The 16,021-nt window shown below is 36.3% G+C and carries 10 protein-coding genes; all 10 read left to right on the top strand.

Annotation, left to right across the window (positions count from 1 at the left end; genetic code table 11):
• Window positions 1-9 precede the first annotated feature (9 nt).
• The 10 genes from AACP56_RS10540 to AACP56_RS10495 all read left to right on the top strand — a co-directional run bounded on the left by AACP56_RS10540 (window position 10) and on the right by AACP56_RS10495 (window position 16,006).
• Complete coding sequence (locus AACP56_RS10540; RefSeq protein ID WP_339338102.1) at window positions 10-1,416, top strand: glycosyl hydrolase family 16; 1,407 nt, start codon at window positions 10-12, stop codon at window positions 1,414-1,416.
• Window positions 1,417-1,458: 42 nt separating this feature from the next.
• Entirely contained in the window at window positions 1,459-2,280 is an 822-nt protein-coding gene (locus tag AACP56_RS10535) for a glycoside hydrolase family 16 protein (RefSeq protein WP_339338104.1), read from the top strand.
• A 12-nt stretch (window positions 2,281-2,292) separates the two neighbouring features.
• Window positions 2,293-5,097, top strand: a complete 2,805-nt coding sequence (locus AACP56_RS10530; RefSeq protein ID WP_339338106.1) for a PKD domain-containing protein — start codon at window positions 2,293-2,295, stop codon at window positions 5,095-5,097.
• Window positions 5,098-5,184: 87 nt separating this feature from the next.
• Complete coding sequence (locus AACP56_RS10525; RefSeq protein ID WP_339338108.1) at window positions 5,185-8,643, top strand: hypothetical protein; 3,459 nt, start codon at window positions 5,185-5,187, stop codon at window positions 8,641-8,643.
• Between the two features lie 24 nt (window positions 8,644-8,667).
• Window positions 8,668-9,942 carry a glycosyl hydrolase family 17 protein gene (locus AACP56_RS10520; RefSeq protein ID WP_339338110.1) on the top strand — a complete coding sequence of 425 codons (1,275 nt, stop codon included), beginning with the start codon at window positions 8,668-8,670 and terminating at the stop codon, window positions 9,940-9,942.
• A gap of 83 nt (window positions 9,943-10,025) precedes the next feature.
• The gene (locus AACP56_RS10515) at window positions 10,026-11,495 is read left to right on the top strand and encodes a glycoside hydrolase family 30 protein (protein WP_339338172.1); all 1,470 of its coding nucleotides are present in this window, start codon (window positions 10,026-10,028) and stop codon (window positions 11,493-11,495) included.
• A gap of 15 nt (window positions 11,496-11,510) precedes the next feature.
• Entirely contained in the window at window positions 11,511-12,941 is a 1,431-nt protein-coding gene (locus AACP56_RS10510) for an MFS transporter (protein ID WP_339338112.1), read from the top strand.
• Between the two features lie 46 nt (window positions 12,942-12,987).
• Window positions 12,988-13,605 (top strand): hypothetical protein, encoded by a 618-nt coding sequence (locus tag AACP56_RS10505; RefSeq protein ID WP_339338114.1) that lies wholly within the window; start codon window positions 12,988-12,990, stop codon window positions 13,603-13,605.
• A 56-nt stretch (window positions 13,606-13,661) separates the two neighbouring features.
• Window positions 13,662-15,074 carry an MFS transporter gene (locus tag AACP56_RS10500; RefSeq protein ID WP_339338116.1) on the top strand — a complete coding sequence of 471 codons (1,413 nt, stop codon included), beginning with the start codon at window positions 13,662-13,664 and terminating at the stop codon, window positions 15,072-15,074.
• 23 nt (window positions 15,075-15,097) lie between these two features.
• Window positions 15,098-16,006, top strand: coding sequence for a glycoside hydrolase family 17 protein (locus AACP56_RS10495; RefSeq protein ID WP_339338118.1), 909 nt, complete (start codon window positions 15,098-15,100; stop codon window positions 16,004-16,006).
• Window positions 16,007-16,021 lie beyond the last annotated feature (15 nt).

Genomic DNA, 16,021 nt, shown 5'->3' with positions numbered 1-16,021 from the left:
GACAGAAAAATGAAAAATAAAAAATATATCAATTTACGTTTTACATTTCTATTAACCTTGGGGTTAGTTATTTTTTCAGGTTGTGAAAGAGAATTTTCAGATGATGTGGAATTTGCAGAGTTTCCACCAAATGGTAATGTTTTTATTGATGCTTTTTCAGCCGGATTAAATTATTTTCCCTTTGTAGATGCTGGAGCAGACCCAGAAGCATTTAGTGTGGAAACTGATGAGGTTTTCGCAGGTGATGCTGCCATGCGATTTGATGTCCCTTCGTTCGGAACCGGTTTTGTTGGTGCTACATTTAATACAACGGCAAAGAGAGATTTATCTGGTTTCGATGCACTTACATTTTATGCAAAGGCTTCACAGTCAGCAGATATAAATGAAATTGGTTTTGGTATTGATGGTAGTACAGGTAATAAATATCGAGTAGCCACACAAAATTTGCAAGTTAGTACCAGGTGGCAGAAGTACATAATACCTATTCCAGACGCTACACCGCTTACTAACGAAGTAGGATTATTTTGGTTGGCTGAAGGTGCAGAAAATGCTGATGATGAAGGAGGATATGTTTTATTTTTTGATGAAATCCAATTTGAAAAGTTGGGTACGATTGCTCAACCAAGTCCAGCCATTTTTTCTGGGGAGGACATTACACAACAAACTTTTACTGGTTCTACTGTTATGGTAACGGGTTTAACACAAACCTTTAACTTAAGTTCTGGTGAAAATGTAACAGTTCTAGCTGCGCCATCGTATTTTAATTTTGAATCTTCTAATACTGATGTGGCTATTGTAAACGAACTAGGTGAGGTTTCTGTTATTGGTGAAGGTACTACTGAAATAACTGCGCTTTTAGGTGGAGTTTTGGCGGAAGGTTCATTAACCATTGATGCTAGTGGAGGCTTACAATCTGCTCCAACACCAACGCGTCCACAGGTAGATGTTAAATCTATATTCAGTAATGCATACGTAAACGAAACGGAAATTAATATTGCCCCTGGTTTTGGAGGGTCAACTACCGAAGCATCCATTTCCTCGGCGAATGGAGACGATGTAATAATTTATGCCAATAATAATTTTACAGGCATTATTTATGGAAATACGGTAGACGCTACGGAATTGAATTTTATGCATGTTGATATCTATGTGCAAGATCCAGGTGTTGAAGTCGGAATTCAAATAAGGGACTTTGGAGCAAATCAAGTAGTGAATACAGACGAAACTAATGGTAATCCAATAGAGGATGATAAAGATAAAAGATTTACTGCAACTGGTTTAATACCAGGACAATGGGTGTCTTTTGAGATTCCTTTGGATGGTGATATTGCAACACAGAAAAATAACCTAGGTTCTATAATATTAACAGGTGGTCCTAATTTTATTCTAGACAATATATACTTCTACAGAGAGTAAATAAGCTAACTAAAAGTAAAAGGTAAGATGAACAAAGAAAATATGAAAAAGTTAAAAATAAGTTTAACCGTTTTGCTAGCATTACTCTTTATGTGTTGTGCTACTGAAGATGAACAAAGAGTGGTAAACTTTACACAATTAGTAATTGCGGATGAGTTTAATACTGATGGAGCACCCAATAGCAATATATGGGGATTTGATATTGGTACAGGAGAGAATGGTTGGGGTAATAACGAGTTACAATATTATACAGACCGTACTGAGAACGTTAAAGTTGAGAATGGTGTGCTGTTAATTACTGCACAGCGAGAAGACTTTGAAGGGTCAGCTTTTACTTCGGCAAGATTACTTACTAAAGATAGGTTTGAGCAAGCGTTTGGTCGTTTTGAAGCACGGATACGCTTACCTTTTGGTCAAGGTATGTGGCCAGCTTTTTGGATGTTGGGTGCGGATATCGATGAGAATCCATGGCCAGCTGCTGGGGAAATAGATATCATGGAATATCGTGGTCAGAATCCTTCGGTTTTAATTGGTAGTGTTCATGGTCCAGGATACTCCGGTGGAAATGCCATTTCTAAAGAGTTTGAACTTTTAAATGATAGGTTTGATACCAGTTTTCATGTGTTTGGTGTTGAATGGAGCCCAGATGCGGTCAACTTTTATGTAGATAACATTTTATATAATCAAATAACAAGAGAAGATGTTACAGGTCCTTGGGTATTTGACAAACCTTTCTTTATTCTAATGAATCTTGCTGTAGGAGGGACATTTGTTGGTTCCCCTAATGACGAGACTGTTTTTCCACAATCCATGCTAGTGGATTATGTACGAGTATATGAGAACACCAATTTTAGACAAAACTAAACTATAACTATTATGAAATTTTTAATCAACAGTACTAAACTAATATTTCTTTGTGTACTAACTTTTTCCTTTTTTGGATGTGAAGAAGATGAAGCTGATTTACCGGAGGTTATCGCTGGTTTTACATTTACGCAAAGTGCTACAACCGGTACCGTTTCTTTTATCAATATATCAGAAGAAGCTCAAAGATATGAATGGGACTTTGGCAATGGCCAAACATCATCAGAAATAAATCCGGTTAGGACTTTTGAAGAAGGTACATTCACGGTTTCCTTACAGGCTTTTAATGTATCTGGAGCTTCGGGGGTTTTTGAGGATGAGATTACCATAACATTACCAGACGAACCTGTAGTATTTGACTCAGGGCTTCTTGTAAATGGTGACTTCTCCAATGGTGGTGACGGATGGACTGGAAATGCGCTTAATGTACAGACTGAAGGTGGTAATTCTTTCAATTTAGCCAATGTTGAGACTGCAGGTAATGCATTTGATGTCAACCTAAGTCAAGTTGTTGAGATTGCACAGGGCACCAATTACATTCTTATGTTTGATGCATCTTCTGACCGTGAAAGGACTATGTTGGCAGGAATTGGTTTGAATGAAGCACCATTTACCAATACTGCGCCATCGGTTAACCTCACTACAACAACACAAACATTTACATTACAGCTAAGTGCTGCAGATTTTGGTAGTGCTAATAGTCGTATTATTTTCGACATGGGAGCAGATGTAGGTGTCGTTGTAATTGATAATGTATCATTGGTAGAAGGTGGAGACGGTAGTGATTCTGCCGGAGATATGAGCGCCACTGGGTGTACAGACACTCCAGTTGCTGCAACAGCACTTCCTTTGGATTTTGAAGGTTGTGATACATTCCCTGCTGCAGATAATTTTGGTGAAGGACTAACTTCTATGTTAGCTGAAAACCCTGATAAAACAGGTATTAATACTTCAGATTTTGTTTTACAAATAGATAAACCAACAGGTTCAGATTTCTTTGCAGGGATACAAAATACATTTGCTGATAATTTTGATTTAACAACTACAGATACCTTTAAGGCTAAAGTATATTCAACTAAAGCAAACGTAGTATTTAGGTTTGAATTGGCATTAAATCCACAAACAGACCCGCCAACTGGGAATCCTGCACCTGTATTTGTAACAATTCCTAACGCGAATGAATGGACAGAAGTTGAAATCCTATTTACTGGTTTGCCAGCTGGGCCTATGGCTTACAATCAATTGGTTATAAAACCTGATAACAATCAAACAGATGACCCAATTACTAATGGAGGAACATATTATATAGATGACTTAACCCTTGAAGCTGCTGGTTCCGGTGGCGGAGGTGGCGGTTCTCTTGAAGTATGTGACGGTGGAGAACTGGTAAATGATTTTGAGACTGCTGATGATTCTATTTTCAACAATTTTGGTGGTGGTGTAGGAACCATTATCGATAATTCTGACACTTCAGTCAATAGCAGTGCTAAATTAGCGCAGTATGTAAAGAATGCTGGTGAGCCTTTTGGTGGTATTACTATCGGTTTGGCCAGTAATATTGCCCTGGACAATGGAACGTTTACCATTGATGTAAATTCCACTTCTGTAAGGCAGTTATTGTTCAAGCTAGAAGGATTGAACCAAGAGATTATTCTACCTACCTCAGGGACAGGATGGGAGACCCTATCTTACGATTTCACAGGTAACACAGGTGAAGTTACGGGCATCACTTTGATAATGGACAACGGAACACAAGGTGATGGTACTGCAGATTGGACAATCCAGTTCGATAACATCAGGTTATGTGATAATGGAGGCTCTGGCGGAGGCGGTGGTTCTCTAGAAGTATGCGACGGTGGAGACCTTGTAAATGATTTTGAGACTGCTGATGATTCTATTTTCAGCAATTTTGGTGGTGGTGTAGGAACCATTATCGATAATTCTGACACTTCAGTCAATAGCAGTGCTAAGTTAGCGCAGTATGTAAAGAATGCTGGTGAGCCTTTTGGTGGTATTACCATCGGTTTGGCCAGTAATATTGCCCTGGACAATGGAACGTTTACCATTGATGTAAATTCCACTTCTGTAAGGCAGTTATTGTTCAAGCTAGAAGGATTGAACCAAGAGATTATTCTACCTACCTCAGGGACAGGATGGGAGACCCTATCTTACGATTTCACAGGTAACACAGGTGAAGTTACGGGCATCACTTTGATAATGGACAACGGAACACAAGGTGATGGTACTGCAGATTGGACAATCCAGTTCGATAACATCAGGTTATGTGATAATGGAGGCTCTGGAGGTGGCGGAGTTACAGCTCTTTCTGCTTTACCAGCAGATTTCGAAAATGGAGAAGAATTTAGTGCTGTTTTTGAACCTGCAAGCGTTAATGGATCAATAACTGCAAATCCTGTATCTGGAGGTATTAATACATCTGCTAATGTTTACACTTTTAACAAACCTGCTGGGACAGAGTTTTATGGAGGTATGGAAAATGTTTTTGCTTCACCATTAGATATGACAACAACAAGGACATTTAAAGTAAAAGTTTATTCTACAAAACCAAATGTAGTATTCCAGTTTGAGTTACAAAGAAGACCAACTGATTCAGGTATTCCAAATTATAGTTTGCAACAAACTGTTACTAATGCAAATGAATGGGTAGAGTTAACTTTTGATTTTGGTGCTGTAGTTCCTGGTGATTTCAATCCAAATATTTATAATGGTATAGTTATCATTCCTGATTTTGATACAGGTAACAACCCTACTTCATCATCAGAGACATATTATATTGATGATATTATTTTAGAATAATTGTAAGTTTTGAAATTTATAAAAGGCTAGTTTGAAAACAAATTTCAACTGGCCTTTTTCAACCAATAAAGTAACCAAAATCAATCAATGTTAGATAAAGACATCTACATAGGCAATGCAAAAGTAAAATCTACCGAGAAAGAAATTATTGGAGATATAGTTCAGTTTGAAAACGAAAGCTATTATAAGATTTCAAACTATGACACTATGCGTCCTTTTTTCATGAGCATTGTAAGTAATTCCAACCATTGGATGTTCATTTCAAGTAATGGTGGTCTAACAGCAGGCAGACAAAATTCAGAATCATCCTTGTTTCCTTATTATACAGATGATAAGATAACTGAAATGGCCCATATTACTGGGAGTAAAACTATTCTGCAAGTACATTCTGAAGATAAAGTTTTTTTATGGGAACCTTTTTCTGATAGTTATGCAGGACTATATAAAGTTTTTAGAAACCTATATAAAAACAGCTATGGAAACAAAGTAGTTTTTGAGGAGATAAATGAAGATTTAGGCCTTACCTATAGGTATCAATGGAACTCAAGTGATGCGTATGGTTTTGTCAAGAAATCAACACTTATAAATAACAATGAAAGTAATATTGAAATTATTGTTTTAGACGGCATTCAGAATATTATGCCCCATGGGGTAAATTCTGCACTGCAAAACGCAAGTAGTAACCTAGTTGATGCATACAAGAAGAATGAGCTTGAAGCTGACATTGGATTGGGAATTTATGCTTTGAGTGCTATCATTGTGGATAGGGCAGAGCCAAGTGAAGCTTTAAAAGCTACTACGGTATGGTCTACAGGACTTGAAGATTGCACTTATTTAGTTTGCTCTAAACAGTTAGATGCTTTTAGAAAGGGTCAAACCATTAATCAAGAAGTTGATATAAAAGCAGAAAAAGGGGCTTATTTTCTTAAATCAGATTTTACTCTAAAGAATAGCATTACAAAAAGTTGGATGATGGTTGCAGAAGTCAATCAATCTAGTTCGGCTATTGCAATCATTACGAATCAGCTTAAAAAAGAAAAAAACCTTTCTAGTCTAGTTCAGGAGGATATAGAATTAGGCTCAAAACAGCTAGTACAGTTAAATGCGGCTTCAGATGCGATGCAATTTACTGCTGATAAACTCAGGAATACGAGACACTTTTCCAATACGCTCTTTAATATTATGCGTGGAGGAATTTTTGATGATAACTACAACATAGGGTGGCAGGACTTTGTTAGATATATAAGGGTAGCTAACAGAAGGGTATATAAGGAAAAGGAAGTAGTTTTAAAAAACCTTGCTAAAGAGTTTACACTTAAAGAATTAAAGGAATTAGCGGAAAATGATAACGATGCCGATTTTAAACGATTGGCCTATGAGTACATGCCCTTAAAATTTAGCAGAAGACATGGAGATCCCAGTAGACCATGGAATAAGTTCTCCATAAATACTGTTGCTGAAGATGGGTCTAAGATTTTGGATTATGAAGGGAATTGGCGCGATATATTCCAAAATTGGGAGGCATTGGCCCACTCTTATCCAGCATTCGTGGATAGTATGATTCATAAATTTTTGAATGCTTCTACATTTGATGGATATAACCCCTATAGAGTTACAAAAGATGGTTTCGATTGGGAGGCTATAGAACCCGATGACCCATGGTCTTATATTGGTTATTGGGGCGATCACCAGATAATTTATTTGTTGAAATTTTTAGAATTTATCGAGAACCATTATCCTGGAAAGCTAGGCAGTTATTTTAATGAGCAAATTTTTGTTTACGCCAACGTCCCTTATAAAATTAAGGATTACCAGGCTATACTTCAAAACCCAAAGGACACCATTGTTTTTGATGAGGAACTTGATTTAAAAATTAGAGAGGAAAGATCAAAACTAGGTGCTGATGGTGCTTTGCTAAAGGGTTCTGACAATTCGATATACAGAGTAAATCTACTAGAAAAGTTGCTGGCAACTGTGCTTGCTAAGGTTTCCAATTTTATTCCGGAAGGTGGTATATGGATGAACACCCAAAGACCAGAATGGAATGATGCTAATAATGCATTGGTTGGTAACGGAGTTTCAATGGTTACCTTAAATTATTTGAGAAGATTTCTAAACTTCTTCCAAAAAACTGTAGAAGGAGCACCAATAGAAAATTATCAAATTTCTAAAGAGTTGATTACTTTTTTTAATGAAATAAGGGTCACTTTAACTGCAAACCTTTCAAGTCTTTCAGGAGCTCTGTCAAATGAAGATAGAAAGAAAGTAATGGATGGACTGGGAAAAGCTGGGAGTGTTTTTAGGGAAACAATTTATGACAAGGGCTTTAAAGCTAAAAAAGGAAAACTTACTAAAGAGGATATTTTACAGTTCGTTCATTCAGCATTAATTTATTTAGAGCACAGTATAAGGGCTAATAAAAGAAATGATAACCTCTATCATGCTTACAATCTAATGACGGTTGAAAATGATACTGAAGTTTCAATTTCTTACTTGTCGGAGATGTTGGAAGGTCAAGTAGCAGCTTTGAGTTCAGGATATCTTTCAAGTAAAGATTCCCTAGCACTTTTAGATGGTTTAAAAGAAAGTGCTCTTTTTAGAGAGGATCAATATAGTTATTTGCTCTATCCAAATAAAGAGCTCCCAAGGTTTGTTGAAAAGAATAATATTCCGGCAAAAAAGGTTGAGAAATCTGTTTTAGTAAAACAACTTTTGAAAGATGGGAATATTGAAATTATTAGGAAAGATGTTGATGGGAATTATCATTTTAATGGTTCTTTTAATAATGCAGATAGTTTAAAAAACGCCTTATCCAATTTACCAAAAGAAAAGTATGGTAAACTTGTTAAAGAAGATGAGCCACTTTTACTTTCCATTTTTGAAGAAATATTTGACCATAAGTCTTTTACTGGTAGGTCTGGTACTTTCTTTGGCTATGAAGGTTTAGGTTCTATCTATTGGCATATGGTATCTAAACTTCTTCTTGCTGTTCAAGAAACTTGCTTAAGAGCGATTGAACTAGGAGAGAGTGAAGAAGTAATAGGAAGGTTGTTAGAGCATTATTATGAAATTAATGAAGGAATAGGAGTTCACAAATCTCCAGAACTTTATGGGGCTTTCCCTACTGATCCATATTCCCATACACCTGCAGGGAAGGGCGCTCAACAACCAGGAATGACTGGTCAAGTCAAAGAAGACATACTCAGTAGATTTGGTGAATTAGGTGTTTTTGTAGAATCTGGAAAACTAGTATTCAAGCCTTATTTGCTAAGAAAAAATGAATTTTTAGAAGACAGTTCAGTATTTGAATACATAGCTCGTAATGGTGAGGTAGAAAAACTCTCTTTGGACAAGGGGGAACTTTGCTTTACGTATTGTCAAGTACCCATTATTTACAGAATAGCCGATAACGAAAGTTTGAGCGTATTTTTTAAGGATAATTCTAGAGCTAAATTCAATAGCCTATCGTTGGACCATGTAACAAGCAAAAAGGTTTTTGATAGAACAGGTGAGATAAATAAAATTATTGTTGCTATCAATAAATGAGTATTTAATTTAAATTATATAGCCATGAAAAACTATTTTAAATCAATTACCTTTTTACTACTTGTATTCGTGGCTTTTTCATGTAAAAAAAACACCAAATCAGAAAGTAAAGAAACTGTAGTGAAGCAAGAATCAAATATAAATGCAGCAGCTATTTTAGGCAATCCTAAATATCTAGCAATATCGTATGGTGGTTATAGACATATAGATCATGACATAGAGCCGACATTGAATGAATTAAAGGAGGATATGAAAATCATGGCCGCTATGGGTATTAAGGTATTACGTACCTACAAAGTCCATTTACCACATGCGGGCAATGTTTTAAAGGCAATAAAAGAACTAAAACAAGAAGACCCAAATTTTGAAATGTATGTGATGTTGGGCGCTTGGATTGATTGCAAAAATGCATGGACAGATTTGGAGCCAAACCATAATGAAGAAAGTGAAAGAAATGCCGTAGAGATTAAAGAAGCGGTTAGATTGGCTAAAAAGTATCCAGATATAGTCAAGGTCATAGCGGTTGGCAATGAAGCTATGGTAAAATGGGCAGCTAGTTATTACGTTCAGCCCAATGTGATTTTAAAATGGGTCAATCATTTACAACAATTAAAAAAATCTGGAGAGCTTCCTGAGGATTTATGGATTACGAGTTCAGATAACTTTGCCTCGTGGGGAGGGGGAGATGACGAATACCATGTTGAAGATTTAAATAAATTGATTGCTGCTGTTGATTTTCTTTCTGTTCATACCTATCCAATGCATGATACACACTACAATCCAGTCTTTTGGGGTGTTCTTGAGGATGAAAAAGATTTATCAGGTAGTGAAAAAATAGCTGCAGCTATGCTCAGAGCTAAAGAATATGCTATGTCTCAGTATGATAGCGTACATAAGTATATGAAAAGCTTAGGTATTGATAAACCAATTCATATAGGCGAAACTGGTTGGGCTTCCAAATCCAATGGTCACTATGGGCCTGAAGGCTCAAAAGCTACAGATGAATATAAAGAGGCGTTGTATTATAAGCATATGCGAGAGTGGACAAATGCCAATGGAATATCATGTTTTTATTTTGAAGCATTTGATGAACAATGGAAAGATGCAGCTAATCCTATGGGCTCGGAAAATCACTTCGGGTTGATAAATCTAAAGAGTGAAGCAAAATATGCAATTTGGGGTTTAGTAGATAATGGAACCTTCGAAGGACTCACTAGAGACGGCAAACCAATCACAAAAACTTATGGTGGCAATAAAGAAGAGTTAATGAAAGAGGTTTTAATCCCACCATCTAAATAATGCAAAAAAAACTTACATATAAGAAAATGATTAAATCAAGTGCTGAATTTAGAAGGGCAGCATTTGTGGTATTTCTTATTTTCATGTGTATGAGCTGTATGGAAAAAGAAGAACAACTGGATATTACGATTTACGAAACATCAGAAAGCGGGAACAAATTAACCGAGATAACACATTTTCAAGACACTGATGATACTATTTTGATTAAACTGTTGCCGGAAGAAAAATTTCAAACCATTACAGGTTTTGGTGGTGCATTTACTGAGTCTTCGGCATATTTGTTAAATAGGTTGAGTAAAGAAAATCGAAAAAAGATTATTGATGCATATTTTAGCAAGGAAGGCGCACACTACTCTTTAACAAGATCACATATGAACTCTTGTGACTTTTCATTAAGCAATTATTCCTATACACCGGTTGAAGGTGATAAAGACTTAGAGCGCTTTACCATTGAAGAAGATAAAGAAGATTTGATTCCGTTCATTAAAGAAGCTATGGCAGCTTCAACAGACGGATTTAAGATTTTTGGCTCACCATGGACAGCAGCACCTTGGATGAAAGATAATAACAATTGGGTTGGGGGTAAACTACTTCCAGAATATTACGACACTTGGGCTTTGTTTTTCTCAAAATATGTAGATGCTTATAAAGCCGAAGGTATAGATATCTGGGGATTTACTGTTGAAAACGAACCTTTAGGTAACGGGAACAACTGGGAAAGTATGCATTATACACCAGATGAAATGACAAATTTTGTTGTGAATCATTTAGGGCCAAAACTTGAAGCAGATGGAAAAGGGCACCTAAAGATTTTAGGTTATGACCAGAACAGAGAACATTTAAAAGAATGGGTAGATTCTCAATTTAAGAATGAAGAAACCGCTAAATATTTTGATGGAACGGCTATTCACTGGTATGCCAGTACATATGATTATTTCCCTGAAGAATTACAGAACGCCCATGAAAAAGCGCCTAATAAACTATTAATTCAGTCAGAAGCATGTGTAGATGCGCAAGTTCCTGTCTGGAAAGATGATGCTTGGTATTGGAAAAAAGAAGCAACGGATTGGGGATTCACTTGGGCTCCAGAAAAAGACAAGCACTTACACCCTAAATATGCGCCTGTAAATCGTTATGCGAGGGATATTATAGGTTGTTTGAACAACTGGGTGGACGGTTGGGTAGATTGGAATATGGTTTTGGATACTGAAGGGGGACCTAACTGGTTTAAAAACTGGTGTATTGCTCCAGTAATCGTCGACACAGATAAAGATGAAGTGTATTTTACACCACTTTATCAGACGATGGCACATTTTAGTAAGTTTATTAGACCTGAAGCCAAAGTGATTGGATTAGAAAAGTCTGATAATAAATTAATGGCAACTGCTGCTATAAATCCTGATGGCTCAACGGTAGTAGTCCTATTTAATGAGTTTAAAATCCCAAAAACCATAAACCTATCGCTAAATGAAAAGAATGTAGAATTTTCAATAGACGCGCAAGCTATCCAAACCATTGTGATTTCTAAATCAAAAAATATAGCTACCGAATAACTAAAAAATGAAATTATGCCAAATGTAAAAACAGTTTCATCGAATAGAGTCCCCCTTGGTCAAAAAGCAGCTTTTGGAGCTGGGCATTTGGTTTTAAACTTATATCCAGGGGCCTTAGGCTTCTTTATGTTCTTTTTGCTAACAGCTTTTGGGATGGATCCATTTTTAGCTGGTCTTTTAGGTGGTTTGCCACGTTTTTTTGATGCAATTACCGACCCAATCATGGGTTTTATTTCGGATAACACTAGTTCAAAATATGGACGAAGAAGACCATATATTTTGGTAGGAGGTATTTTAAGCGCTATTACATTTGTTTTGCTTTGGCAACTTGATGAAAACAATTCTTCAGACTATAATTTTTGGTATTTCTTAATAATGTCTATGGTATTTCTTATTGGAAATACCATGTTTGCAACACCCTTGGTTGGTTTGGGTTATGAAATGACTTCAGATTATAATGAGCGTACTCGTTTAATGGCATTTTCGCAAACGGTTGGCTTATTGGCTTGGGTAATTGTACCTTGGTTTTGGGTTATTATTGCTGACCCGGATTTTTTCAGTAATCAAGCTGAAGGAGTAAGAACAATGGCATTCTATGTTGGAGTTGCTTGCTTGTTACTTGGATTATTACCTGCTATATTTTGTAGGGGTATAGATGCCTCTAATATGGGAGATAGAAAAAAGTTAACATTTACCTCTATATTCAGTAATTTAAAAGACTTATTTACAAGTATAAAAGAGGCTGTAAAGAATAAGCCTTTTATGAAATTATGCGGTGCTACTTTTTTAGTGTTTAATGGGTACCAAATTGTAGCATCTTTTAGTTTTTTCATTTTCGTTTTTTACATTTTTAATGGCAGTTACGAAGCTACTTCCACATGGCCTGCTTGGTTTAGTTCCGTTGGAGCCTTGGTTTCAGCATTTTTAGTAATTCCAATTGTATCTAAAATGGCTACGAAATGGGGCAAAAAGAAAGCTTTCATTATTTCAACGGCCCTTTCTATAGTTGGATATGCCATGAAATGGTGGGCATTCACGCCTGACAATATTTGGTTTTCTTTTATTCCAATACCTCTAATGTCATTTGGTTTAGGAAGTTTATTTACTTTAATGATGAGCATGACTGCCGATGTTTGTGATTTGGATGAACTTGTTAATGGAATGCCTAGGAAAGAGGGTACTTTTGGTGCATTATATTGGTGGGTTGTAAAGCTAGGACAAGGATTGGCTCTAGTTTTAGGTGGTCTAGTATTAAAATTAATTGGTTTTGATGGTAATGCAGCTACCCAGACAGTTGATACTTTAACGAAATTAAGAATTGCTGATATAATAATCCCAGTAGTTACAGCAGCTTTAGCTATATGGATTATGTGGAAATACAGTCTTTCCGAAGATAGGGCAAAAGATATTAAAGCTCAATTGGAAGAAAGAAGAGGTGTGCTATAACAAAATTGCATTGCTAAATGAGATTACCTAATTAAAAAATAATAAGATGTCAACTAAATTAGTAATATTAATAATTGGAGTTTTATTAATCTTAATCGCTCTACTTACTATTAAAAAAGGGAGTTCTGGTAAGTTAGGGGTATCCTTAGGAATTATTGGTGTTTTAATGATGATCTATGGTAGTTATTCATCCGATTTGGTTAATTATAACAGCCAAATGGAACAAGTTTCCATAGGTAATAAAATAAAGATTAATGGTCCGGTAGATAAAGTGAAAGTAGTTTCACCAATAGATAAGGATTCAGTGGATTGCCGTATACTAACAATGGGCGTATATCCAGAGTCCCATGAAAAAGACATCTGGGTTATTATTAGACCTACTGACGATAGATACTACCCGCAATCCGATCATACAAATACTTCCTATAAAAGAGATGGTGAATGGCAGGTTGTTACCCGTTTTGGGGGAGATATGGGTGAGGCTTATGATTTGATTATCTACGAGGCAGATTCTGAAGCTTCTTCTTTTTTCAGTTCAACAATATCAAAATGGAAGGAAGAAGACAATTACCCTGGACTACAACTGGAAGAAATACCAGCTGGAGCGAAAGAGGTAGAGCGCTTGGCGATTTATACAAGAAAAAGCTGTAGAGGAGTTTTTTAGTGTTTAACCGTTATGATACTAAATCTAGTAAGGGTTATAAACTTTAATACAGTAAAATGCCTACAGTAAATAAGGATAGCGTTGCGTTTAGTCAAAAATTGGCTTTTGGGATTGGTATGTTTGCCAACCAAATGTTCCCCGCTATTCTAACAATTTTCATGGTTGTTTTGGTTCAAGATTTAGGCTTTCCTGGTTGGATGTGGGCTCTCATATATTTCTTTCCAAGAATCTTTGATGCCATTACTGACCCAATTATGGGCTTTATTTCAGATAATACCAAATCTAAATGGGGTAGGAGAAGGCAATATGTTCTAATAGGTGGGTTATTAATGGGAGTAGCTTATATTTTTATGTGGCAGCTCTACGCAGATGATTCTCTGCAATATAATTTTTGGTATTTCTTCATATGGTCAATAGTATTCTATTTGGGATTAACCTTTTTTAGCGTTCCTTATGTGGCAATGGGCTATGAAATGAGCAATGATTTCCATGAGCGAACCAACATCATGGCAATTGCTCAATGGATTGGCCAATGGGCATGGGTAATCGCTCCCTGGTTTTGGGTCATTATGTACGATCCGGACTGGTTTCCATCAGCAGATGCCGCAGTTAGAGAGCTAGCAATTTGGGTTGCTATTCCTTGCGCTATTTGCGCTATTGTACCAGCTTTGTTCATTAAAAGCAAACCAACGATTAATGAGGATTATGAACCCTTAAACGCTGCTAATATTCGAGGTAGTTTCAGAAAAATTCTGGTAAGTTTTAAGGAAGCTTTTAAAATCCCCGAGTTTAGAAAATTGTGCTTCTCCACTTTCCTAATTTATAATGCTTTTAATACTGTTGCTGCATTGACATTTTTTGTTATCGTGTATAAATTATTTAATGGTGATGCAGAAGCTTCTGGTATTTGGGTGTCCTTATTTGGATTTTTAGGTGCGCTGGGTACTACCTTCATTGTTATACCAACTGTGGCTTGGATGTCCAAGCAGTTTGGAAAGAAAAAGGCCTTTATGTTGTCTCAATCAATTTCAATAGTAGGTTACATTATGTTATATTTTCTATTCGTTCCAGGAAAACCATGGATGTATATCATAGCTCTACCTTTATTTTCTTTTGGAATAGGAAGTTTATTTACCATTATGATGTCGATGACCGCTGATGTTATTGATATAGATGAATTAAATACTGGCAAACGTAGGGAAGGTATTTTTGGTGCTATTTACTGGTGGATGGTTAAAGTGGGCTTTGCAATTGCTGGAGCTTTGAGTGGGGTCATTATTGCTATAGTGGGCTTTAATCCAGATTTGGCAACTACTGAGCAGGAATTTGCTGTTGATGGGTTACATGCTTTCTTTTGCTTTTTTCCGATGGCAGGTACAATTATTGCCATGTTGATTATGAGGAGCTATGATGTTACCGAAGAAAAAGCAAATAAGATTAGAATACAGCTTGAAGAAAGAAAAGTATAACCTAATAATTAATACAAAAGAAAATGTCATACAGAAAAGGTCATCATTTTACACTAGAAAAACACAGTTATTCTGGACATTCTGGTGTTGATTTTAGCAAAATTTCTTCAGACGAGTTGCGTGAACTTTGGCTGGAAACATTACAAAACGGAATGCATGGACTTTGTTTCAGCATGTATGAAGATGGTCAAAAGCCGGGTGATGTAATAACTGAGGAGCAAGTTCAGCGTAGAATTAGTATCATTAAGCCCTATACAAAATGGGTGCGATCTTTTTCTTGTATTGAAGGTAATGAGCATATACCAAGGGTTGCTAAAAAGAATGGACTTAAAACTTTAGTAGGAGCTTGGTTAGGGGATGATTTAGAAATGAACGAAACCGAGGTAGAAGCTTTAATATCATTGGCCAAAGAAGGTTGTGTAGATATGGCTGCCGTGGGTAACGAGGTTTTATATCGAAATGATTTGACCAAAGAACAATTATTGGGTTATATACATCGCGTTAAAGAAGCACTGCCTAATGTTGAGGTAGGATATGTGGACGCCTACTATGAGTTTTCCCAACATCCAGAAATAGTAGATGCCAGTGATGTCATTTTATCCAATTGCTATCCTTATTGGGAAGGCTGTCCATTGGAATATTCTCTTGGTCATATGCAACAGATGTTTGGTCAAGCAACAGATGCAGCAAAAGGTAAAAAAGTTATTATTACGGAAACTGGTTGGCCAAGTGAGGGTAGTAGCCTAAAAGGCTCTATTTCAAACGCTGGGAATGCCATGAAATATTTTATAAATACACAAGCTTGGTCAGCTAAAGATGATATCGATATTTTTTATTTTTCATCTTTTGATGAATCTTGGAAAGTGGGGGCTGAAGGTGATGTTGGTGCCTTTTGGGGTCTTTGGGATAAGCATGAAAAATTAAAGTTTTAATTCTTTTTTGTATTA

Source organism: Croceitalea sp. MTPC6 (assembly GCF_036985525.1).
Lineage (GTDB): Bacteria > Bacteroidota > Bacteroidia > Flavobacteriales > Flavobacteriaceae > Croceitalea.
This window is presented reverse-complemented; position numbering and strand designations above follow the sequence as displayed.